Consider the following 22,328-nt stretch of genomic DNA (forward strand, 5'->3'; position numbering starts at 1 on the left):
GGCATGTTATGTTCGGCCCTTTAACTGTAAAACCTGGAGCAAGCAAGAAAAACAAGACTGGTTCCTGGAGGACAGAATCAAAGCCTAAGTTCCTGCAGAAAAACTGTATTGCCTGCAAGATGTGCGTATTGATATGCCCTGAGGCCTGCATTACCGGCTCAGAGAAGAATACATATATCTGCGATTATGCTTATTGCAAGGGTTGCGGTAATTGCGTGGCGATTTGCCCTAAGCAGGACATTATTATGGTCAAAGAAGATACATCTCAGGAGAAAAAATAATAGCCATGAAAGAATTTGTTGAAGGTTCGCATGCAGTAGCAGAAATAGTAAAGTTATGTAAGCCGGCAGTTATATCAGCTTATCCGATCACGCCCCAGACGCATATTGTTGAGGATCTTGCACAGATGGTCGCTGACGGAGAATTAAATTCCCAATTTGTCAATGTTGAATCCGAACATTCTGCTGCTTCTGTTGTATTGGGTGCGGTTGCAACCGGGGTAAGGGCCTATACCGCTACCAGTTCTCAGGGGCTTTTTTACATGGCAGAGGTAGTGTTTAACATAGCAGGATTGCGTCTTCCGGTGATTATGACTTGCGCAAACAGGGCAATATCTGCGCCTATAAATATCTGGAATGATCAGCAGGATTCAGTCTCTCTAAGGGACAGCGGCTGGATCCAGGTATACGCGGAAAATATCCAGGAAGCAGTTGATCTGCACCTTATAGCTTATAAGTTAGCCGAGGATAAATCTATTATGCTGCCGGTTATGGTTTGTATGGATGGTTTTATCCTTACGCATGGTATCGAAACAGTAGATATCCCCGGGCAAAAAGAAGTTGATGCTTTCTTGCCGCCTTATAAAGCGTTATATAAGCTTGATCCGGAGAAGCCCATAACTTTAGGCCCGTTAGTTGACCCCGATTCCTATATGGAGACCCGGTATGCAGTTGAACAGACCCAGAAAAAAGCTTTATCAATGATTCCGGGTATAGCCGCAGATTTTAACAAAACATTTGGCCGTAATTATAACGGCTTAATAGAAGAATACCACACTAAAGATGCAGAGCGTGTTATTGTTGCCATGGGTTCGGTATGCGGGACAGTCAAGGATGTTGTTGATGAGCTGAGGAGTAAGGGCAAAAAGGTAGGATTGCTGAAAATAACAACTTATAGGCCATTTCCATGCGATGCTATTTATGCTGCCCTCAAAAATATCCCCAAAGTCGCGGTATTAGACAGGGCATTATCGCTTGGCTCATTTTCTCCGCTTTTAACGGAGATAAGAGCGATATTCACTTCAAAGAAAAAGAAGCCCCAGGTTATAAGCGGCTTTAATATCGGCTTAGGCGGCAGGGATATTACTACGCATTCCATAAAAGAAGTTTTCAGGCTTCTAACAAATAAAGAGCTTACATCAGAATATATTGATTTGAAACCAGAGCTATTGAAGGAGAATTATGATATCTCCGACTCCGCTGGCGGTCTAAGCGAGCGGCGAAAGGAGCCAAGCTGTGAGTAATCATTTATTTGTAGCAGGTCATACCGCCTGTTCTGGATGCGGCCAGTCGATGGCAGCGCGTCTGGTAATAGATGCTGCTGGTCCGAATACGATTATTTCAAATAATACAGGCTGTCTGGAGGTTTTCTCAACAAAATATCCGGAATCTGCCTGGGAGGTCCCCTGGATACATTCTTTGTTTGAAAACTCTTCTGCAGTAGCTTCCGGTATAGAAGCGGCGCTGAAATATTTAGGGACAAAAGATAAAATAAACGTAATTGCCCAGGGTGGTGATGGCGGTACGGCTGATATCGGTCTACAAGCTTTATCAGGGATGTTTGAACGCGGCCATGATATTCTATATGTTTGTTATGATAATGAAGCATATATGAATACGGGAGTTCAGAGAAGCGGCCTTACCCCTTTTGAAACCAACACTACTACCAGTCCTGCAGGCTCTCAATCTTTCGGTAATATAAGACCGAAAAAACCCATGCCGGAAATAGCTTTGGCGCATGGCATACCTTATGTAGCCACCTCTTCAGTAGTATTTCCTCAGGATATACAGCGTAAAGTGAAAAAGGCATTCTCTATAAAAGGGCCAAAGTATATACAAATACATGTCCCTTGCCCGTTAGGATGGAGACACGATTCTAGCCTCACTTATGAGATAGCGAAATTAGCAGTTGAAACAGGGCTTTATCCTATAATAGAATACGAAAACGGGGTGCTGGCCCAGCGCAAAATCAAGCCAAAGCCAGTTGAGGAATATCTAAAGAAACAGGGTAGGTTTAAGCACCTATTAAACAACCCGGAACTTATTAAAAAAATCCAGGATATTGCAGACAATAATATCCTTAAATATAAACTTAGTTTGGAGAATCAAAGCAGCGTTTAAAGGAGGTAATAATATGGGTAAACAGGCAAGAGCGATAGTTGATTTAAGTTTAAAGGAACTGGTAAAAGACCTGCATAAGGCTTATTGTGATGAGTGGTTAGCTTTTTATTTGTACTGGTATATGGCGCAGACTGTTTCGGGTAAAGCTTATGAAGATATGAAGGAATTCCTGGAGAAAATCGCCAAGGATGAATTAGAGCATGCGCAGGAATTAGCAGATCTAATTACTAAATTAGGAGATGTACCTCCGGCAAATCCTATGGAACTGGAGAAACATGCAAATTTTCCGTATCTTATGCCGCCTAAAAATACTGCCGATATTAATAGGATGATCCGTATAGTAACCGAGGCTGAGTCTGGGGCAATAGAAGTTTATAATAAGATAGCCAAGAAAACATTAGGTAAAGATCATGTGACTTACCAGCTGGTTACGCACATACTTTCGGAAGAAGTCACGCATGAAGAGATGTTTGAAAACCTGCAGGAAAGATAAATAACAGGAGGAAAATTATCATGGCAAAAGTTACAGTGGATGCTTCAACTTGCGTAGGTTGCGGAATTTGCGAACAAGCTTGTCCTGATGTGTTTGAAGTCCAGGGCGATGGGGTAGCTCATGTAAAAACCCAAGTATGTGCAACCTGCAATTTAGAAGAAATTGCTTTGCAGTGCCCGGTAAACGCTATAAAGGTAAGCAATTAAAATAATTGGCTTTTCTGTTTTAAATCCACTAGGAATTTAACGAAAGCCTCTTCTTTCTTCTTCATCAAGAGTTGCTGCTGGAATTCTTCTTTAACTTCATTAAATTTCTGCTGGTCAATAGAAGTTGATGACTTTAGCCTTATCAGAAAATACCCGGAAGGCATTGATATTACATCGCTTATCTGATTATCTTTGAGGCTTCTGGCTTTAAGCCAGAAATTGTCGGAAGCACCTATACCTTCTATATAGCTGCCGAATTTAAACATATCCGTTGCGCCGTATTTTAATCCTATCTCTTTTGCAGTTTTCTCGAAGTTATTTAATTTTGCCGCCTCTTTGTCTGTTAAAAGCGATTCTTTAGCCTTTGTTATTTTATTTCTGGCAATATTAGCAGAGGCGTCTTTTACAAATCTTGATTTTACCGTATCCCCAATGTCTTTGAATAGCGGTATATAAGGATCTTTTTTCCCTTTTAATCTCAATATAAAGAAGCTTTGCCCGCTCAGCAAGGGCTGAGTGAAATCCCCGGCTTTTAGCTGAGCGATCATATTGGCCAGTTCTGGAGCCCAGCCAAATCCCGGGATACCCTCGGCAGGGAAGAAATAGCCTGTTTCTTTTATTTCCAGCCCTAACTCTTTAGCTATGCCAGCAAAACTTTTTTCATCTAACAGCCTGCGATAAATATTTTTTAGCTCATCTTCATTAACAGCTTTATCATTCAGTTTTTGAGGTATTTGGATATACTCAACGTCGTAAGAAGCAGGCTTTTTAAACAGGTCTTTGTTCTGTTCGTAGTATGATTTTATTTCCTCTTCTGTTGGATTAATCTGGTTTTCATATGCTTCAGGAAGGGCGGCAAGATAATAAACACTTATCTTCTCATTGGTTTTTGCATATTCTTCCTGTAGTTCTTTATCGGTTATTTCTATACTCTTGGTAACGTCATTATAAAGTTTAAATATGGTAAGGTTTTGACGCACCTGTTCTTCAAATTCCCTGGGCGGCGTATTGAAGAGCTCATATTGCAAAGCCAAAGAATAAGTTTGCGGGTCGAACTGCCCGTTTTTTTGGAAGAGGGGGAATTTTTGTATCCAGTCTATCACTTCTTTATCATCTACTTTTATCCTGTGTTTTTTGGCTTCTAAGAGAAGCACAAGCCTTTCCCATGCCTGTCCCTCAAAATCGAACATATTCTTTATTTTGTCAAAGTTATCACCGTATTGAAGCAGCGCCAGGTTCCTGGAAGCTTTCATCGCATCCATGAAGTCCTGGGCAGATATTTTTTTTCCAAAAATCTTGCCTACGAAACCCGCTTTTTTTTGGTTATCAAATATTACCCCTGAGCCCCAGAAGACAAACGCAGGGATTATTATTAAAGCCAGGACTATCCATATTTTTTTAGCCGTTTTTTTATCTCTTAATTGTTTAAGCATCCTATCCTCCTAGCGTAGAAACGCATACCGAGCTATCCTTTAAGCACGGGTGTAGCGTAGAAACGCATACGTGTAGTAAACATGCACTGTGCCTTCCTGTGGGCACAGGTGCCGAGCTATCCTTTAAGCACGGGTGTTAATGAACTAAATAATTAGTTTAATAATTATATTCCAAAACAAGAGGAAAGGGAAGGAATAAAAAGTAGGCTTAAGCAGGAGTTAGTTCATAGTTCATAGTTCAAAGTTCATAGAAATAGGCCGTATCCATGAACAATGAACCATCAACTATGAACTAAAATCATCTTTTTCCTTTACAAACTAAATCCCTGCAAGTATAATAACTTCGCTATAAAGAAAAATTCAAAAGGGGAGAGATTTAAGTTATGGCGACAAAACAGGAGCAGGTGTTAAAATTAGGCTTGCCTAAGGGCAGCCTTCAGGAATCGACTTTCAGGATGTTCAAGAAGGCCGGATTTAATATCAATTTATCTTCGGAGAGGTCATATTTTCCTTCCATTGACGATCCTCAGATAAATGTAGTCCTGCTTAGAGCCCAAGAGATGTCCCGCTATATACAGGACGGCGCCTTGGATTGCGGAATAACGGGAAATGATTGGGTCATGGAGAATGATTCCGATGTAGTTACTATAACCGGGCTTATGTATGCTAAACAGAGCCTTAATAAGGTAAAATGGGTAGTAGCCGTCCCTATAGAGGCCGGGATAACATCCATAAAACAACTTAACGGCAAGCGTATAGCTACAGAGCTGGTCAATGTAACAAAAAAATATTTTAAGAAGAATAAGATAGATGTAGATGTGGAATTCAGCTGGGGAGCTACTGAAGTAAAAGTTACCGCAGGTTTAGTCGATGCAATAGTAGAATTGACGGAAACAGGCAGGAGCTTAAAGGCGAATAAACTCATTCCGATCGATACAGTGTGCGAATCTACTACGCAGTTTATCGCAAATAAAGATTCTTATAAGGATAACTGGAAAAGAAGCAAGATGGAACAGATTGAGCTGCTGTTAAAAGGGGCTATAGCAGCCGAAGAGAAGGTCGGTATCAAGATGAACGTTAAAAAAGCTCAGCTTGATAAAGTAATTGCTTTGTTGCCGGCACTTAAAAAACCTACTATCTCTAATCTTTCTGAAGATGGCTGGTATGCTATCGACACGGTAATTGACGAGAGGGTAGTCCGGGTATTGATACCTCAGTTGAGGAAGGCAGGGGCTGAGGGGATTATAGAGTATCCGTTGAATAAGGTGATATATTAATTAGTTCACGGTTCATGGTTCACAGTTCACGGCTGTGAACTACGTTCTGTGCACTGTGAACTAATATTTTTATACGTGGAGGAATAAAATGCCTTGCGGCAAGAAAAGAAAAAGAAGAAAAATAAGGACTCATAAGAGGAAAAAGGCGCGTCGTCGTCTTCGTCATCTCAAGAAGAGAGCCTGGAGTTAAGCTTTTAGGCTTTTAGCCTTGGCCTCCGGTCATAATTCTTGAAATATCAAAATAATCCCTAATTCAGGATGACATCTAAGCTTAGAAGATATGCTAGCGGAATATTTTTTTGCCTTCTGGCCGCATCCATAATTCTAAATAAAGCGTATGCTTTGGATAAAAAAACTTCATATGCGCTAAGCCATTATATTATGGCCGGCGTTTATGAAGGCTTAGATGAGATTGATAAGGCCATAAGCGAATATAATAAATCACTTAAGGCAGACCGTCAGAATTGCATAGTTTATTTGAGAATGGCGGTAAGCTATATAAAGCAGGATAAAAACGGGTTAGCCGTTGAAAAACTGAATGAAGCGATAAGCTGCGACCCTGACGGCGTTGAGCCGCATGTAATATTAGCGCTTCTTTATGCAGCAGATGATAAGATGGATTCTGCAACCAGCGAATATGAAATAGCGCTTAAAAATGCTTCTAAACTAGACCCTAAGAATATAGATATCTATAAGAATTTAGGGCTTATTTATTTCAGGCAGAATAAGCTCGATGCGGCGGAGAATACGTTCAAACTTATCATAAGCATTGATGATAAGGATATAGATACACATTTTTATCTGGCTAATGTTTATGACAGGCAGTCGAAATATAAACTTGCTGAACAGGAGCTGAAAAAGACTCTTGAGCTTAACCCTGATTACCCGGAAGCCCTTAATCATCTGGGATATTTATACGCCCAGGAATCAAGGAATCTTGATCAGGCTGAAATAATGATTAAGAAAGCGCTAGAATTTTCTCCGGATAACGGCGCATTCGTCGATAGCTTAGGGTGGGTTTATTTTAAAAAAGGTAACTACCAGAAGGCGCTGGAAGAACTTGAAAAGGCATCACGTTTATTGGAAGACCCGGTAATATATGAGCACCTTAGCGAAGTTTACCTTAAAACCGGAGATAAGGCAAAAGCAAAACAAATTTTAGAAAAAGCTATAAGTATATTTCCCGGTAACAAAATCATCGAAGAAAAACTTAATGAGATAAAATCTTGATGGAAGCTACCAAAGATACGGCCATCCTTGAGAAAAAAGCAAAAAAGATCCGCTCCCTGATTATTCAGATGTTGGATAAAGCCGGTTCCGGGCACCCCGGAGGAAGCCTTTCGGCTACAGATATGATAACTGCCTTGTTTTTTTCCGTAATGCGCCATGATCCGGCTAACCCCCATTCTTTAAATAGAGACAGATTCCACATATCAAAGGGGCATTGCTGCCCTTTATTGTATGCGGTTCTTGCGGAATGCGGGTATTTTTCAAAAGATGAGCTTTGGAAATTAAGGAAACTTGGCTGTCTTCTCCAGGGCCATCCTGATAGAAGGACTCCCGGTATCGATGTCGCTTCGGGTTCACTTGGGCAGGGTTTATCAGTAGGTTTAGGCATGAGCCTGGCTTTAAAAATGGATAAGAAAGACTACAGGGTTTACGTCTTAATGGGGGATGGAGAAATACAGGAAGGCAATATCTGGGAAGCAGCGATGGCTGCTGCACATTATAAATGTGATAATTTATGCGGCATACTGGATTATAACGGCTACCAAATTGACGGCAAAACCAAAGATGTAATGAATCTTGAGCCGATCAGCGATAAATGGAGAGCCTTTGGCTGGCATACAGTATTGATTGACGGCCACAATATGAAAGAGATAGTTGCAGCTTATAGGGAGGCAGAATCCATGAAAGGTAAACCCACGATAATAATCGGCAAGACTATAAAAGGAAAGGGTGTGTCTTTTATGGAAAACGTTGTAGATTTCCATGGAAGGGCTCCGACCAAGGAAGAGACCGATAGGGCCCTTAAAGAAATCGGAGAGTAAAGCTTAAAATGGCAGAGATGTTATATCAAAGAGATGTTTATGGAAAAGCCTTGGTAGAACTGGGTAAAATCAACAGGGATATAGTTGTTTTTGATGCCGATCTCTCAGGGTCTACCAGAACAAGTTTATTCGCCAAAGAATTCCCGGAAAGGTTTTTTAATTTTGGGGTAGCCGAGCAGAATATGATGGCTACTTCAGCAGGAATGAGCAGTTGCGGTAAGACAGTGTTTGTTTCCACATTTGCGATGTTTGCGACTGGCAGGGCCTGGGACCAGGTAAGAAACAGTGTTGTATATAATAATTTTGATATAAAGATAGTCGCTACCCATGCCGGTGTCACAGTCGGGCCTGACGGAGCTAGCCATCAGGCTTTGGAAGATTTAGCTATTATGAGAGTATTGCCTAATATGAACGTAGTGGTTCCCTGCGATGGGCCGCAGACAAGAGAAGCTGTTATGGCCGCAGCAAATACGCGCGGGCCTTTTTATATACGCCTGGGAAGGTCTAAATTCCTGACGATAGAAAATAAAGGAGAGTTTAAATTGGGCAAAGCCCAGGTGCTTAAAGATGGTAAGGATGTAACGATAATTGCATGCGGCATAATGGTTGAAGCAGCTTTAGAAGCCGCTGATAACCTTGGAAAAAAAGGCATTAGTTCTAGAGTGATTAATATGCATACGATTAAACCCATAGATAAAGACGTTATTATTGAAGCCGCAAAAAATACTTCCGGGATAGTGGTTTGTGAGGAGCATACTGTAATCGGAGGTTTGGCTTCGAGCGTAGACGAAATAGTCTCTGAGAATTGTCCGGCTAAAGTTTTACGGATAGGCGTTAAGAACAGGTTCGGCCAGTCAGGAGAACCTTCCGAGCTGCTTAAAGAATATAACCTCACAGCCGAAGACATAGAAAAATCAGCCTTAAGCATAGTTTCTTAAACCTTCCTTTAGATGCAGATGCGTCTTGACTCTTGCTCTAAGCTCAACCTTTACCTAAAAGTCCTCCATAGAAATAAAGATGGCTACCATGATATAGATACTATTTTTGAACGTATCAGCCTTTCCGATAAGATTATATTCACCCTCAGGAAAGACAGTAATATAAAAATCGTTACTTCTTCAGACAATATACCCTCTGACCATACTAATTTAGCCTACCGGGCAGCAAAATTACTCCAGGAAAAATACCGCATTAAAAACGGCGTAAATATAAAAATTATAAAGCGCATCCCTGTAGGCGCGGGTTTAGGCGGCGGCTCAGGTAATGCAGCAACTGTTTTAATTGCCCTGAATAAATTATGGAAATTGGGCTTATCTAAGGCAAAATTATCCAGAATTGCAGAATGTTTAGGCAGCGATGTACCATTTTTTATACATAATACCCCTTTTGCGCAAGGCTTAGGCAGGGGGGAGGATATTAAGCCGATAAAATCATTGAAAAATATTAGAATTTGGCATGTTTTAGTTGTACCAAGGATAAATGTAGCTACGGCATTGGTTTATAAAAAATGGGATGAGTTTTTTTTACCAAGTGCTTCTGATGCAAAGAGTAAAAGTCCTGGAAAAATTAAAAAGGTTAAGTTGACAACACATGATTCTGATGTTAAAATACTGACCTTAGCCATAAAGGGTAAGATTTGGAATAAGTTGCGTAAATATTCCTTCAATGACCTTGAAAACGTTACTTTCAGGCTGTATCCTGTTGTCGGTAAGATCAAGGAAGAACTTTATAAGCTTAAGCAGGAATTTGTTTTGATGTCCGGAAGCGGGCCGACAGTATTTGCCATTACTCCCTCAAAGAAGGAAGCCATGGTTTTATATAGACAGCTTAAAGGTAAGAATAAACCCTGGGATGTTTTTTTAGCTCAGACGGTATAGGCGTTTTTAAGGAGGGGTCTATGGAAATAACGGAGGTAAAGGTTTTCCTGAAGGATTCACCGGATAAAAAGCTGAAAGCTTACGCGACCGTAACTTTTGATAACGCTTTTGTCGTAAGAAATATTAAGGTGATAGAAGGCTCAAGCGGGTTATTCATTGCAATGCCTTCCAGAAAGATAAAGCAGCCGTGCCAGAAGTGCGGCTTTAAAAATGAGTCACGCAGTAAGTATTGCAACCAGTGCGGAGCGCAGCTAGTCGTCAGTTCCCGGCCGCTGAGCCAGGAAGAAGCTGCAAATAATTCTCAACTCGAGCATAAAGATATAGCCCATCCGATTACGCAGTCCTTTAGGGAATATCTTCAAAAGAGAGTTTTAGAGGCTTACGAACAAGAGAAAACAAGTGGCCATGCTAATGCAGGGCATGCAGGAGCCGATTAGTCCATATATCGGCGAAAGATTTAATAATGCCTTTTTACGGCCTACTTTGTTATGTTGGGCAATTTTTTCATTAAATAGAGTACATAGGAAATCTTGTATAACAATACAGGAAGGTCGAGCCTTAAATCTGCCCGGTAGTGTAATGGTAGCACATCAGAATTTGGGTCTGACTGTTGAGGTTCGAGTCCTCACCGGGCAATTTTGACAAGATAACTAAGCGAGAACCTAAAGGGATGTGGAGGTTCTCCCTCGTCCGCCGCAGGCGGGCTCGGGATTAATTCGGCCAGTAAGGCAAGATGTAGCCTAAGCAACTTACGTCGTACTTTGTACTTCCGTAAGTTGTGGCCTCATTAGGAATCCACACGTCCCAACCATTTTAAGTTAGATATTAAAAAGAGAGTTAACCATATGAGAAACAAATTTGCATGCATTATTTTGGCAGCGGGTAAGGGCGTAAGGATGAAATCCTCTACGCCTAAGGTCCTGCACCCCATATGCGGAAGGCCTATGCTGCAATATGTCCTGGATTTATCAAAATCACTAAAGGCAACCGATACGGTTGTAGTTCTGGGCCATCAACATGAACTGGTAGAGAAATCGCTGCCTCGAGGGTTGAAATTTGTAGTCCAGAAAAGATTAGTCGGTACTGCAGATGCCGTTAAGACAGCTTTGGCCAAATTGAAGGGATTTAGAGGAGATATACTTATTCTATATGCTGACATACCTCTTTTACAAAAAAGTACACTGCTTAAATTAATAAAATACCATGCAGATAATAATCTTGATGCGGCAATACTTACCGCCCAGATGGCCAAGCCGGAAGGTTATGGAAGGATTAGCAGGGATGAATATGGGGCGATATGCAATATTGTAGAAGAAAAAGATGCCGATGATTTTGATAAGGCAATAAAAGAGATAAATACGGGGATCATTTGTTTTAACAAGAAGAAATTGGAATTTGCTTTGGCAAAAATAAGGCCGAATAATGCCAAGAGGGAATATTACCTGACCGATGCCATAAAGATCCTTTATGATAATGGCTGTCTGGTTGATAGCTTAAAGATTGAGGATGCCCAAGAGGCAAGCGGAGTAAACTCCAAGCTTGATTTATCTAAGGCCAATAGCGTTATTCAGCGGAGAATTAATGAAGGGCTTATGAAGGCAGGAGTTAATATTGTTGACCCTGCTACTACCTTTATCAGCTACGGAGTAAGAATCGGGCGGGATACGGTCATTTATCCCTTTACAGTTATTGAAAGAGATGTTAAAATTGGTGGTCATTGCTCAATAGGGCCTTTTATACATTTGCGTGAAGGCACCAGGGTAGCAAACGGGGTAATCTTGGGCAATTTCTTAGAGAGCGTCCGCTCAAAGATCTCAGAAGGAACTTTAATTAAACATTTTAGCTATATCGGGGATACGCGAATTGGCAAACGTGCCAATATCGGCGCAGGAAGTGTCACCGCTAATTTCGACGGTAAAAATAAGCATGCAACCATTATAGGAGATAATGCATTTGTTGGTTCTGACTCGGTATTGGTTGCTCCGGTTAAAATCGGGAAAAATAGTATAGTTGGAGCAGGCTCAGTGCTTCTTAAAAACAGGAATGTAAAAAACGGCCAGATAGTTGCAGGCGTCCCGGCCAAACCATTAAAAAACAAGAGGTAAACATGGATAAATTGGCAGTATTCTCTGGCAATGCCAGCCCGCAGTTAGCAAAAGATATCTGTAAATATCTTAAGATAAAGCTTTCTGATGCCTTAGTGTCAAGATTCAGCGAAGGCGAAATAAGGGTCAAAATCAATGAGAATGTCAGAGGCAAAGATGTGTTTATCGTACAGTCAACCTGTCCTCCTCCTAATGATAACCTTATGGAGCTTTTGATTATGATGGATGCCTTAAGGAGAGCTTCAAGCAAGAGGATAACTGCGGTTATACCTTATTTTGGTTATGCCCGCCAGGACAGGAAGGACCAGCCTCGTGTGCCTATCAGCGCTAAATTAATCGCAAACCTCCTTACGGTTGCAGGAGCAGACAGGGTTTTGACGATGGACCTGCATGCAGGCCAGATCCAGGGATTTTTTGATATTCCGGTAGACCATTTATTTTCCGTCGGGGTATTCATAGATTATTTCTCAAATATCGATCCCAAAGACGTTGTGGTGGTTTCTCCGGATGTAGGCAGCATTAAGATGGCAAGGGCTTATGCCAAAAGGCTAAATGCAGCATTGGCAATAATTGATAAAAGAAGGATTGACCCTGAAAAGTCCGAAGCTTTGCATATATTAGGCGAGGTCGAAGGCAAAGATGTCATAATCGTTGATGATTTGATTGCTACGGGGAGTTCTTTAATAGAAGCAGTAGGCGTGCTTAAGAAATACGGGTGCAAAACTGTGCGTGCAGCCATAACTCATGGCGTATTATCCGGGCCGGCACTTGAAAGAATAAATAAATGCGCAGAATTAAAAGAACTTTTAATATCAGATAGTATCCCTCTGTCGGAAGATAAGAAAAATCCACGGATCAAAGTCTTGTCTGTTGCCGGGCTTCTTGGGGAAGCTATAAAACGGATTCATAACGAAGAATCGGTCAGTTCGCTGTTCGATTAAACTATTAAAATATTTAATGAGGTGAAATAAAATGGAAGAGATATTTTTGGATGCGGAAATAAGGACTCAGCTAGGAAAGATCGGTGTTAAAAAGTTAAGGGCTACCAGCGTAATACCGGCAGTTATATACGGCGAGGGCAAGGATTCCAAAGCCATAGGTATACCTAAAAAACAATTATTAACGCTGGTACACCAACACCGCCTTGAAAACCTGGTTATAAACCTTAAGATAAAGGACGAAAATAAACTCAGGTCTAAGACCTGCCTGATAAAGGATATACAGTATGACCCGGTCCAGGGAGATATAATACATGTTGATTTCAACGAGATATCGCTTACTAAGTCAATTAAAGTAAACGTGCCGGTTGTAGCAAAAGGCGAAGCAGTAGGGGTTAAGCAGGAAGGCGGCTCTCTGGAGCATATCATGTGGGAAATAGAGATCGAGTGCTTGCCTACAAAGATCCCTGAAAAAATAGAGGTAGATGTGACACCTTTAAAGATAGGGGATTCAATACATGTAAAGGATATAATCCTTCCTCCTGACATAAAGGTGATCACCCCTCTTGAATCAGTAGTCATATCTGTATCTGAGCCTATGAAAGAGGAGGCACCGGTAGAGGAAATTGAAGGCGCTGAAGCTGCAAAAGAGCCGGAAGTAATAAAAGAAAAGAAGGAAGTCCCTGCTGAAGAAAAAGAAGCCGAGGAAAAACAGGAAAAGAAAGAGAAAAAATAATACCTTTACTTTCCACCCTTTTATGAAATTGATTTTGGGCCTGGGTAATCCGGGCATAAGATATTCCGGGTCAAGGCATAATATAGGTTTTCAGGTTATACGCACTCTAGCCAAGCAGCATAAGATGCGTCTAAAGAAGGAGCCGGGTATACCTGCTTTTATTGCTAAAGGAAACATTAGTAGCGTTAGCGTAATACTGGCCATGCCTTTGACATTTATGAATCTATCCGGCGTAGCTGCCAAGCTTTTATTTAAGAAGTTTGCTCTTTGCAACAAGGATCTTTTGGCTGTATGCGATGATTTAGACCTGGATTTCGGCAGGATAAAATTAGTAGCAGGAGGTTCTTCGGCCGGGCATAACGGCATAAAGTCAATAATCACCTATTTAGAAACAGCTGAATTCAACAGGCTGCGCATAGGCATAGGAAGGCCGGATAAGGATATTGCGGCAAAGTATGTCCTTTCCTCTTTTGACAGAGCACAAAAGAAGGAATTGCCGGAGATCATTGGTAGCGCATGCAGCTGTTGTGAGTCTTGGGTTATAAATGGGATTTCAGAAACCATGAATATATATAATAAAAGGAGAAACTAATGAATAAGTATGAAGCCATGTTAATAGTGAAACCGGATTTGCCGGAAGACCAGAAGAAGGCTGTTTTTTCGCAGATTAATGAAGTGATCACAAAAAATAAAGGCAGCGTAACCAATTCTTCTGTCTGGGCAGATAAGAGGAGGATGACGTTCCCGATAAAGAAATTTCAGGAAGGCCTTTATTATCTGGTTAATTTTGAATCTGACCCCCAAGCTATAAAAGAATTGAACCGTTTGTATAGCTTGAATGAAAATATCCTTAGGACATTGATAACCAGGCCGATAGAGGAGAAATAATATGGCAAATTTAAATAAAGTCTTATTGATAGGTAACCTTACCAAAGACCCTGAGCTAAGGTATACGCCCCAAGGCACGGCTGTCGTAAATATAAGGCTAGCCGTAAACAGGCGGTTCCGTAATAAGAACCAGGAGGCTAAGGAAGAGACGTGTTTTATAACTGCGGTTGCATGGGATAAGCAGGCAGAGACCTGTAACCAGTATCTTAAGAAGGGTAGCCCCGTTTTTATTGAAGGCCGCCTGCAGTCAAGGAGCTGGGAAGATAATGCAGGACAAAAACGCAGTGTAATCGAAGTCAGGGTTGAGAGGCTGCAGTTTCTTGGAAGCCCATCATCAAGGCAGGCTGCAGATCAGCACCAAGATTTATCTGTTACAGATTCACATACTGAGTCCGAATGGTTAGAAGAAAGCGAGGATAAAGCAGATGAGGTTTAAGAGCGGGAAGTTCGAAAAAAGAACTACAAACAAGAAATCATTTGAAGCGGGAGTTTCTTTCAGGAAAAAAGTTTGCAGGCTATGCGCGGATAAAGTCAAGGGCATAGATTATAAAGATTTGAGGAGGCTTGAATCTTTCGTCAGGGAGCGGGGCAAAATTATTTCAAGAAGGATATCCGGTAATTGTGCAAAGCACCAGCGCATGCTGGCAGAGGCTGTAAAAAAAGCGCGTTTTATAGGCCTTTTGCCATACGTAAAAAATTAATCAGATTCCAGGAGATAAATTATGGAAGTAATTTTGAAGAAAGATGTAGCTAAAGTCGGAAAATCCGGGAGTGTGATAAAAGTAAAAGACGGTTTTGCGCGTAATTTTCTTTTTCCTCACAATCTTGCGGTCCCGGTTACAGATGGAAACCTGAAAAAAATAGAAGAAGACAAACAGAGGAAAGCAAGCCAGATGCAGAAATTGAAACAGCAGGCCCAGGATATGGCAGATAGGCTTTCAAAATTATCCCTGACAGTGCCTGTGCTGACCCATGATGATGACCAGGTATACGGCAGTATTTCTGCGGTAGAAATAGAAAAAGCCCTTAAAGACGAAGGTTACGATGTCAGTAAGAATCAAATAGAACTGGAAGAGCAGATTAAGACCGTCGGAATTTATGAAGTGCCGGTGAAACTGCATCCGGAAGTAAAGACAATTGTCAAGATCTGGGTAGTAAAGAAATAATATATATATATATATTATTTCTAAATCAGTGCCTTTTAAATATGCCTCAAGATTTAACATTAGACAAGATCCCTCCGCAGAATCTAGAAGCTGAAATGGCGTTATTAGGCTCTATGCTTATGGACGAAAACGCTATTTCGGTTGCCGCCGAATCATTGAGCGCAGAGTGTTTTTATAAAGATGCGCATAAGAAGATTTTCCAGGCAATACTTGAATTATACAATTCCAACAAGGCGGTCGATCTTATTACACTTACAGATGAATTAAAAAGAGACAACCTTATTGATGAGATCGGAGGAGTAAGTTTTCTTACGGGCCTGGTTAATTCCGTACCTACTGCCGCTAATGCTTCATATTACGTAGGGATAGTAAAAGAAAAAAGCCTGCTTAGGGGCCTGATTAACAGCGCTACCAGGATAATCGCGATGTGTTATGAAACACAGGGCCATATTGATGAGGTAGTTGATAGTGCTGAAAAGCTTATTTTTGATGTCAGGGACACAAGAAGCCAGAGTAGCTATTTGCTTCTAAAGGAAATAGTAAAAGACAGCATAGAAACAATAGACAAGCTGTACCAGAAGAAGGCCCACGTTACGGGTATACCTACAGGTTATATAGATTTTGATTTAAAGACCGCAGGACTTCAGCCATCAGACCTTATTATCGTTGCAGGAAGGCCTTCAATGGGTAAAAGTGCTTTGGCGCTTGGCATAGCTGAATATGCCGGAGTGGTTGAAAAGATGCCCATAGCAATATTCAGCCTTGAGATGTCAAAAGAGCAATTGGTGCAAAGGATGCTCTGTTCGCATGCCAAAGTGGATGCTAATAAAGTGCGTACAGGTTATTTGGCAACTTCCGATTGGCCGAGGCTTACTGCCGCAGCCGGTAAACTTTCAGAGGCACCTATATTTATAGACGATACGCCGGCAATCTCGGTCATGGAATTAAGGGCAAAAGCAAGGCGCCTTAAAATGCACCACGATATAAAGCTTATAATCCTTGACTATTTGCAGCTTATGCGGGGCTCAGTCAGCATAGAAAACAGGCAGCAGGAGATATCGGAGATTTCGCGTTCATTAAAGGCCTTAGCCAGGGAATTAAGCGTCCCGGTTATTGCCGTTAGCCAGCTTTCCCGCGCTGTAGAATCCCGCAATGACCACAGGCCTCAATTATCCGATTTGAGGGAGTCCGGTGCTATTGAGCAGGACGCAGACCTGGTTGTCCTTATACTTAGGGAAGAGTATTATAACCCTTCTCCTGATAATCAGGGCATAGCCGAGATAATAATTGCAAAGCAGCGTAACGGGCCCGTAGGTTCGCTTAAATTGACATTTTTAAAAGAGTATACAAGATTCGAGAACATCGCACGCATAGAATAATTACCAAAAAACAAATTGATAAAACCCAAACACTTTAATATAATATCAATAATGAAAAAAAATTCAAAGATACCCTTAGCCTTATTTTTATTAAGCTTTCCCTTATTTATCTATGGGGCACCTGTTTTTTCCCAGGATGTTACTGCGCAGGATAAGCAGGAAGTTTCCGCCGAAAATCGGGCTCCGGAAACCGTTCCGGCAGAAGAAATCCAGCCTAAGACAATCACCTCTATCGAGGTTACCGGTAATAAGTCTATAAGCAGTAATGTAGTTATCTCTAAGATGAAATCCCGCGTCGGCAGTCCATATCAAGAGAATGTTGTGAGCGATGATTTAAAGAGGCTGTTTGAGTTAGGTTATTTCTCCGATATTAAGATAGATACCCAAGACTATAAAGATGGGCTTAAACTTATTGTTTCGGTTACCGAAAGGCCCATAATTGAGAAAATTGATTTTAATGGCATTAAGCGTCTTTCTTATACAGACGAGAAGTTAAAGAGCATGCTTAAGTCCAAGGAGACGCAGTATCTTGATTACCCCAGCCTTAATGACGATTTGTCAACGATAAAGAAGATGTATGAAAAACTGGGGTTCAGCCTTGCTGAAGTAGATTACAGCGTTGATATAAGCAAGGATACCAATAAAGCTGTTGTTGTTTTTAATGTCAAAGAGGATAGAAGGATCAGGATAAAAAGGATATTTGTCGATGGGAATGTTTCTTTTTCGGATCGAAAGATACTTAAGCTCCTAAAGACAAAGAGGGCCTGGCTTTTTAATGCCGGAGTCCTTAAAGAAGATACTTTAGAAGACGATATTGAACGTGTAAGGGCTTTTTACCGAAAACAGGGTTTTAGTGACGTAAAAGTTGACCACGAGGTTAAGAATGACGGCAAAAAGTTTCTTTATATTTATATTTCTATCGAAGAAGGAAAGAAGTATTTAGTTGGCGGGGTTTCCGTAAGAGGCAATGTTGATATTCCGGAAAAAGATATCCTTGAGCAGCTTAAATCCTGCATACCTGGAAAAGTTTTCAGCCAGGAAGCCATGAAAGAGGATATAGCAAGTATCCAGAGCCTTTATTTTGACCGAGGTTATATATTTGCGCAGGTACAGGAGACTACCCTGGTAAACAGTGATACCGGCAGGGTGGATATAGCCTATAATATTATAGAAAATCAGATCGCTTATGTGGATAAAATAAAGATAAGGGGAAATATCAAGACTAAAGATATTGTCATACGCAGGGAGCTAAGGATTAAACCCGGCGACAGGTTTGACGGGGAGAAACTCAGGCGCAGCAAGGAAAGGCTCAAGAACTTAGGATTCTTCGACGAGATTAGTTATGATACCGAGGATACTGTGGTGCCGAACGAAAAGGACCTTATAGTTGATGTAAAAGAATCCAAGACCGGAGCTTTTAGTTTCGGCGGAGGTTACAGCACTGTTGACGAATTCATTGGTTTTGTTGAGCTTGAACAGAAGAACTTTGATTGGAAGAATTGGCCGTATTTTACGGGTGATGGGCAGAACTTAAGGCTGCGCACATCTTTCGGTTCATTAAGCTCGGGATTTGACCTAAGCTTTACTGAACCATGGCTTTTTGATTATCCTGTCTCTTTCGGGTTTGATGTATATAAGAAGACGCACGAACGCGAATCAGATGTAGGCTATGGTTATGATGAGGATATAACCGGAGGGGATTTAAGGCTCGGTAAGGAACTCAGCGAATATGTAAAGGGTAATCTCGTCTATCGTTATGACAGGATAGACATTTCAAATATCTCACCGGAAGCAACAAATGATTTAAAGAAAGAAGAAGGCAAGAATACAATAAGCAGTATGCAGTTTGGGCTGACTTTTGACAGCAGGGACAATGTTTTTGACCCGATAAAGGGAGATATGCTCAGCGGCACAGTAGAAACTGCCGGCGGGCCGTTCGGGGGGGATAAGGATTTTGTGAAATTCTTCGGCCGGGTTTCGCACTATATACCTTTATGGAAGAAGTCTTCCCTTGAGCTAAGGGCCAGGGCAGGTGTTGTCGATGCGTATGGTGATTCAAACGATGTCCCGATATATGAGAGATTTTTTGCCGGCGGTGCTTATACAATAAGAGGTTATGAAGAAAGAAAAATCGGGCCGATTGATCCTGTTTCAAAGGACCCCTTAGGCGGTAATTCCATGGTTGTAGGCAACATAGAATATGTTTATCCTGTTTTTGATTTTCTTAAAGCGGCAGTTTTTTATGACACCGGTAATGTCTGGGCAAAAATGGGTGATATCGGTGACGGAGGCTTTAAATCAAGTTTTGGGTTTGGCATCCGTATCAAAACCCCGATCGGGCCGATTATGCTTGATTACGGTATCCCGCTTGATAAAGAGCCGGGAGAGGATTCCAGGAGCGATGGCAGGATCCACTTTAGCATGAGCCACGGTTTCTAAATAAAGTTAACCATATCTTAATAAATGATATCGGGATTAAAAGGAGGAAGGTTGATGAAAAAAGTAAGAATTGTATCATTAGTGGTCATTTTTGTAGCAGCTCTTTTCCTAAACATAGCTTATTCTGCGGATAAATTTGCCTATGTAGATTTAAGCAGGATCTTCAGCGAATACAAGAAAACACAGGACTACGAAAAGACCCTCGGTGATAAAGAGTCGGTCTACAGCAAAGAAAGAGACAAAAAGATAGATGAGCTCAAGAAATTGCAGGATAAATTGAATTTACTCAGCGATAAGGATAAGGAGACCAAGCAGAAAGACCTGGAAATAAAAGTCAAGGACTTGCAGGGTTTTGACCGCCAAAATCAGACCGACCTGCGTAAAGAGCAGGATGAGAAAATGAAAGAGATACTTAAAGACATAGAAGAGACTGTGAAATCTTATTCCGAAAAGGAAGGCTATACCATGGTTTTTAATGACAGGGTCCTGGTTTACCAGGTTAAGAATATGGATATAACCGATAAGATAGTAAGCATCCTGAATAAGAATTATAAAAAATAGTTCTGCGTTTAATGAAAAGAACACTCGGCGAAATAGCAAAGTTTATAGGGGGCAAGGTAAGCGGGGATGAAAATATTGTTATTACCGGTGTTTCCGGCATAAAAGAGGCAGGGCCTGAAGATATAACCTTTGTTGCAAACCCCAAGTATTTCTCTTTTGCCGATAAAACAAAAGCCGCAGCCGTAATAGTCTCTGAAGAATTTGGCCAGATCGCTAAGCCGTTCATCAGAGTAAAAAATCCTTCCCTTGCGTTTATAAATGTCGTTTCATTTGTATGCCCAAACCAGTCTATTCATAGCAAGGGGATTCATCCTTCTGCCATAGTAGCCAAAAGCGCAAAACTCGGTAAAGATGTAAGCCTTGGGCCTTATGTGGTGGTAGAGGAAGGCGCAAGTATCGGCGATAGATCAATAATTTATGCCGGATGTTTTATAGGCAGGGATACTTCTATAGGCCCGGAGGCATTAATTTATCCTAATGTAACAATCCGCGAAAATGTTGCCCTTGGCAGCCGTATAATAATACACAGCGGCACAGTTATAGGCTCTGACGGTTTTGGATATGTCAATGTCGACGGGGTGCATCATAAAGTGCCTCAGGTTGGTACGGTAGTGATAGAGGATGATGTTGAAATAGGCGCGAATGTCACCATCGACAGGGCCAGGTTTGATAAGACTTTTATCGGCAAAGGCACAAAGATCGATAATCTTGTCCAGATCGCCCACAACGTTATCATCGGCAGCAATTCGCTCGTTATTGCGCAGGCAGGTATCTCCGGCAGTGTTGTTATAGGCAACAATGTCACATTGGCAGGCCAGGCTGGCTTGTCCGGGCATCTAACAATAGGGGATAATTCGATAGTCGCGGCGCAAGCCGGAGTCACTAAGAGTATACCGGCTAATACAATCGTTTCAGGTTATCCTGCTAAGCCGCACGATGTGGCAATACGCGTTAATGCCTGTGTGCAAAATTTACCCAGGCTTTATGAGACAGTTAACGAATTAAAAAAGAAAGTCGATTCCCTTCAGTCAAAATTAAAGGAGAACGGATAGCTTATGGATGCCACAAAGCAAAGAACAATTGACAAGCAGGTAAGCTTAAGCGGGATTGGTTTGCACAGCGCAAAGAAAGTCAATATCACCTTTAAACCGGCAGATATAGATATGGGGATTAGTTTTGTGCGCACAGACCTTCCTAATCGGCCGGTTATAAAAGTCACTGCAGATAATTCTGTTGCCCAAGGCAGGTCTCCCCGCAGGACTTCAATCAGCTCTAACGGAGTTGAATTGTACACAATAGAACATCTTTTAGCTGCCGTATACGGTTTAGGGATAGATAATGTTTTTATTGAAATCGATAATGAAGAAGCCCCGGGCATGGATGGCAGCAGCCATGATTTTATGCAGGCGTTGCTTAAGGCAGGCATTAAAGAGCAGGATTCTCCCAGAAAAATATATTCCATAAAAGAGCCGGTATTCGTGGAAGAAAACGGTTCTTCTATAATGGTTTTGCCTTATCCGGAGTTAAGGATTTCATACACGTTAAGTTATGAGCATTCTTTATTAAAAGCCCAGTATCTTGATCTTGTTTTGAATGAAGAAGTTTTTAAAAAAGAACTCGCTCCTGCCAGGACTTTTTGCCTTGAGAATGAAGCCGCTCAATTACAGCAGCAGGGAGTAGGTAAAGGCGCCAATTATAGCAATACCTTAGTCGTGGGCAAGAACGGAGTGATTAATAATAAATTACGCTTCGAAGATGAATTCGTAAGGCATAAAATGCTTGATTTAGTCGGAGATTTATATATGTTAGGCCTGCCTTTAAAAGGCCATGTTATCGCCGTAAAAAGCGGGCATTCTTTGAACCAGAAGCTCATAAGAAAGATAGAACAGCAGAGAAAAAGATCGGTATCTGCTTCCATTAATATAAACTATAGCCCTGATTCCTCTGAAGAGCTGGATATAAATATGATAATGAAAATCCTCCCGCACAGAGAGCCTTTTCTCTTTGTTGACAAAATAATATATCTTGAAAAGGGCAAAAAGGCGGTAGGGATTAAGAATGTCACGATCAATGATTATTTCTTTAAAGGGCATTTCCCAGGAAGGCCGGTCATGCCCGGAGTATTGATTATTGAAGCAATGGCCCAGGTAGGCGGGGTCATGATGCTGGCGCCTGATGAAAACAGGGGAAAACTCGCGTTCTTTATGGCGGTTAATAATGCTAAATTCAGAAAACCCGTTGTGCCGGGGGACCAGCTTGTTTTTGAGGTTGAGGCAGGCAAGATAAAATCCAAAACTGGCCAGGTAAGCGGCAGGGCCCTTGTAAACGGCAAAGTGGTAGCCGAGGCAGATTTAATGTTTGCTTTGGTAGAAAACTGATT

The 22,328-nt window shown here is 41.4% G+C and carries 25 protein-coding genes and 1 tRNA gene; 25 read left to right on the forward strand and 1 reads right to left on the reverse strand.

Features of this window, described 5'->3' with window-relative positions; genetic code table 11:
• Positions 1 to 8 precede the first annotated feature (8 nt).
• From C4533_05740 to C4533_05760, 5 genes are read left to right on the forward strand one after another with little or no spacing between them, the layout of a single operon-like run.
• Positions 9 to 281 carry a pyruvate synthase gene (locus tag C4533_05740; protein ID RJP27979.1) on the forward strand — a complete coding sequence of 91 codons (273 nt, stop codon included), beginning with the start codon at positions 9 to 11 and terminating at the stop codon, positions 279 to 281.
• A gap of 5 nt (positions 282 to 286) precedes the next feature.
• Positions 287 to 1,522, forward strand: coding sequence for a pyruvate ferredoxin oxidoreductase (gene porA, locus C4533_05745; GenBank protein ID RJP27980.1), 1,236 nt, complete (start codon positions 287 to 289; stop codon positions 1,520 to 1,522).
• A gap of 49 nt (positions 1,523 to 1,571) precedes the next feature.
• A complete protein-coding gene (locus C4533_05750; protein ID RJP27981.1) occupies positions 1,572 to 2,399 on the forward strand; it encodes a pyruvate ferredoxin oxidoreductase in 828 nt (275 codons plus the stop codon).
• 13 nt (positions 2,400 to 2,412) lie between these two features.
• The gene (locus C4533_05755; GenBank protein RJP27982.1) at positions 2,413 to 2,892 is read left to right on the forward strand and encodes a hypothetical protein; all 480 of its coding nucleotides are present in this window, start codon (positions 2,413 to 2,415) and stop codon (positions 2,890 to 2,892) included.
• A 20-nt stretch (positions 2,893 to 2,912) separates the two neighbouring features.
• Positions 2,913 to 3,098, forward strand: coding sequence for a ferredoxin (locus C4533_05760; protein ID RJP27983.1), 186 nt, complete (start codon positions 2,913 to 2,915; stop codon positions 3,096 to 3,098).
• On the opposite strand, the gene C4533_05765 is transcribed toward C4533_05760, so the two are convergent.
• Positions 3,095 to 4,531, reverse strand: a complete 1,437-nt coding sequence (locus tag C4533_05765) for a hypothetical protein (GenBank protein RJP27984.1) — start codon at positions 4,529 to 4,531, stop codon at positions 3,095 to 3,097. The genes C4533_05760 and C4533_05765 overlap by 4 nt on opposite strands.
• A gap of 383 nt (positions 4,532 to 4,914) precedes the next feature.
• On the opposite strand from C4533_05765, the gene C4533_05770 reads away from it, so the two are divergent.
• From C4533_05770 to C4533_05865, 20 genes are all read left to right on the forward strand, one after another.
• The gene (locus tag C4533_05770; protein RJP27985.1) at positions 4,915 to 5,808 is read left to right on the forward strand and encodes an ATP phosphoribosyltransferase; all 894 of its coding nucleotides are present in this window, start codon (positions 4,915 to 4,917) and stop codon (positions 5,806 to 5,808) included.
• Positions 5,809 to 6,066: 258 nt separating this feature from the next.
• A complete protein-coding gene (locus tag C4533_05775; protein RJP27986.1) occupies positions 6,067 to 7,038 on the forward strand; it encodes a tetratricopeptide repeat protein in 972 nt (323 codons plus the stop codon).
• Positions 7,038 to 7,859, forward strand: coding sequence for a transketolase (locus tag C4533_05780; protein ID RJP27987.1), 822 nt, complete (start codon positions 7,038 to 7,040; stop codon positions 7,857 to 7,859). The genes C4533_05775 and C4533_05780 overlap by 1 nt, the downstream gene beginning before the upstream one ends.
• A gap of 8 nt (positions 7,860 to 7,867) precedes the next feature.
• Complete coding sequence (locus C4533_05785; protein ID RJP27988.1) at positions 7,868 to 8,797, forward strand: transketolase family protein; 930 nt, start codon at positions 7,868 to 7,870, stop codon at positions 8,795 to 8,797.
• A 12-nt stretch (positions 8,798 to 8,809) separates the two neighbouring features.
• Entirely contained in the window at positions 8,810 to 9,736 is a 927-nt protein-coding gene (gene ispE / locus C4533_05790; protein ID RJP27989.1) for a 4-(cytidine 5'-diphospho)-2-C-methyl-D-erythritol kinase, read from the forward strand.
• Positions 9,737 to 9,756: 20 nt separating this feature from the next.
• Complete coding sequence (locus C4533_05795; protein ID RJP27990.1) at positions 9,757 to 10,173, forward strand: hypothetical protein; 417 nt, start codon at positions 9,757 to 9,759, stop codon at positions 10,171 to 10,173.
• 128 nt (positions 10,174 to 10,301) lie between these two features.
• Positions 10,302 to 10,372: transfer RNA gene (locus C4533_05800), tRNA-Gln, on the forward strand.
• 209 nt (positions 10,373 to 10,581) lie between these two features.
• Positions 10,582 to 11,841 carry a bifunctional N-acetylglucosamine-1-phosphate uridyltransferase/glucosamine-1-phosphate acetyltransferase gene (locus tag C4533_05805; GenBank protein RJP27991.1) on the forward strand — a complete coding sequence of 420 codons (1,260 nt, stop codon included), beginning with the start codon at positions 10,582 to 10,584 and terminating at the stop codon, positions 11,839 to 11,841.
• A 2-nt stretch (positions 11,842 to 11,843) separates the two neighbouring features.
• Positions 11,844 to 12,782: a ribose-phosphate pyrophosphokinase gene (locus C4533_05810; GenBank protein RJP27992.1), complete on the forward strand. Its 939-nt coding sequence runs from the start codon at positions 11,844 to 11,846 to the stop codon at positions 12,780 to 12,782.
• A gap of 31 nt (positions 12,783 to 12,813) precedes the next feature.
• The gene (locus C4533_05815) at positions 12,814 to 13,515 is read left to right on the forward strand and encodes a 50S ribosomal protein L25 (GenBank protein ID RJP27993.1); all 702 of its coding nucleotides are present in this window, start codon (positions 12,814 to 12,816) and stop codon (positions 13,513 to 13,515) included.
• A gap of 22 nt (positions 13,516 to 13,537) precedes the next feature.
• Positions 13,538 to 14,107, forward strand: coding sequence for an aminoacyl-tRNA hydrolase (locus tag C4533_05820; GenBank protein RJP27994.1), 570 nt, complete (start codon positions 13,538 to 13,540; stop codon positions 14,105 to 14,107).
• Positions 14,107 to 14,403 (forward strand): 30S ribosomal protein S6, encoded by a 297-nt coding sequence (rpsF, locus tag C4533_05825; protein RJP27995.1) that lies wholly within the window; start codon positions 14,107 to 14,109, stop codon positions 14,401 to 14,403. Before C4533_05820 ends, rpsF begins: the two co-directional genes overlap by 1 nt.
• A gap of 1 nt (position 14,404) precedes the next feature.
• On the forward strand, positions 14,405 to 14,839 hold the full coding sequence (locus tag C4533_05830; GenBank protein ID RJP27996.1) for a single-stranded DNA-binding protein: 435 nt from the start codon (positions 14,405 to 14,407) through the stop codon (positions 14,837 to 14,839).
• Positions 14,829 to 15,104, forward strand: a complete 276-nt coding sequence (rpsR, locus tag C4533_05835) for a 30S ribosomal protein S18 (protein RJP27997.1) — start codon at positions 14,829 to 14,831, stop codon at positions 15,102 to 15,104. The genes C4533_05830 and rpsR overlap by 11 nt, the downstream gene beginning before the upstream one ends.
• Before the next feature lie 21 nt (positions 15,105 to 15,125).
• Positions 15,126 to 15,569 carry a 50S ribosomal protein L9 gene (locus tag C4533_05840; GenBank protein RJP27998.1) on the forward strand — a complete coding sequence of 148 codons (444 nt, stop codon included), beginning with the start codon at positions 15,126 to 15,128 and terminating at the stop codon, positions 15,567 to 15,569.
• Positions 15,570 to 15,610: 41 nt separating this feature from the next.
• The gene (gene dnaB, locus C4533_05845; protein ID RJP27999.1) at positions 15,611 to 16,948 is read left to right on the forward strand and encodes a replicative DNA helicase; all 1,338 of its coding nucleotides are present in this window, start codon (positions 15,611 to 15,613) and stop codon (positions 16,946 to 16,948) included.
• A gap of 51 nt (positions 16,949 to 16,999) precedes the next feature.
• Positions 17,000 to 19,387 carry an outer membrane protein assembly factor BamA gene (bamA, locus tag C4533_05850; protein RJP28000.1) on the forward strand — a complete coding sequence of 796 codons (2,388 nt, stop codon included), beginning with the start codon at positions 17,000 to 17,002 and terminating at the stop codon, positions 19,385 to 19,387.
• A 24-nt stretch (positions 19,388 to 19,411) separates the two neighbouring features.
• Positions 19,412 to 19,948, forward strand: a complete 537-nt coding sequence (locus C4533_05855; GenBank protein RJP28001.1) for an OmpH family outer membrane protein — start codon at positions 19,412 to 19,414, stop codon at positions 19,946 to 19,948.
• 11 nt (positions 19,949 to 19,959) lie between these two features.
• Complete coding sequence (gene lpxD / locus C4533_05860; GenBank protein ID RJP28002.1) at positions 19,960 to 21,000, forward strand: UDP-3-O-(3-hydroxymyristoyl)glucosamine N-acyltransferase; 1,041 nt, start codon at positions 19,960 to 19,962, stop codon at positions 20,998 to 21,000.
• Between the two features lie 3 nt (positions 21,001 to 21,003).
• Positions 21,004 to 22,326: a bifunctional UDP-3-O-[3-hydroxymyristoyl] N-acetylglucosamine deacetylase/3-hydroxyacyl-ACP dehydratase gene (locus C4533_05865; GenBank protein RJP28003.1), complete on the forward strand. Its 1,323-nt coding sequence runs from the start codon at positions 21,004 to 21,006 to the stop codon at positions 22,324 to 22,326.
• Positions 22,327 to 22,328: the final 2 nt, after the last annotated feature.

Source organism: Candidatus Omnitrophota bacterium, assembly GCA_003598025.1.
Lineage (GTDB): Bacteria > Omnitrophota > Gorgyraeia > Gygaellales > Profunditerraquicolaceae > Profunditerraquicola.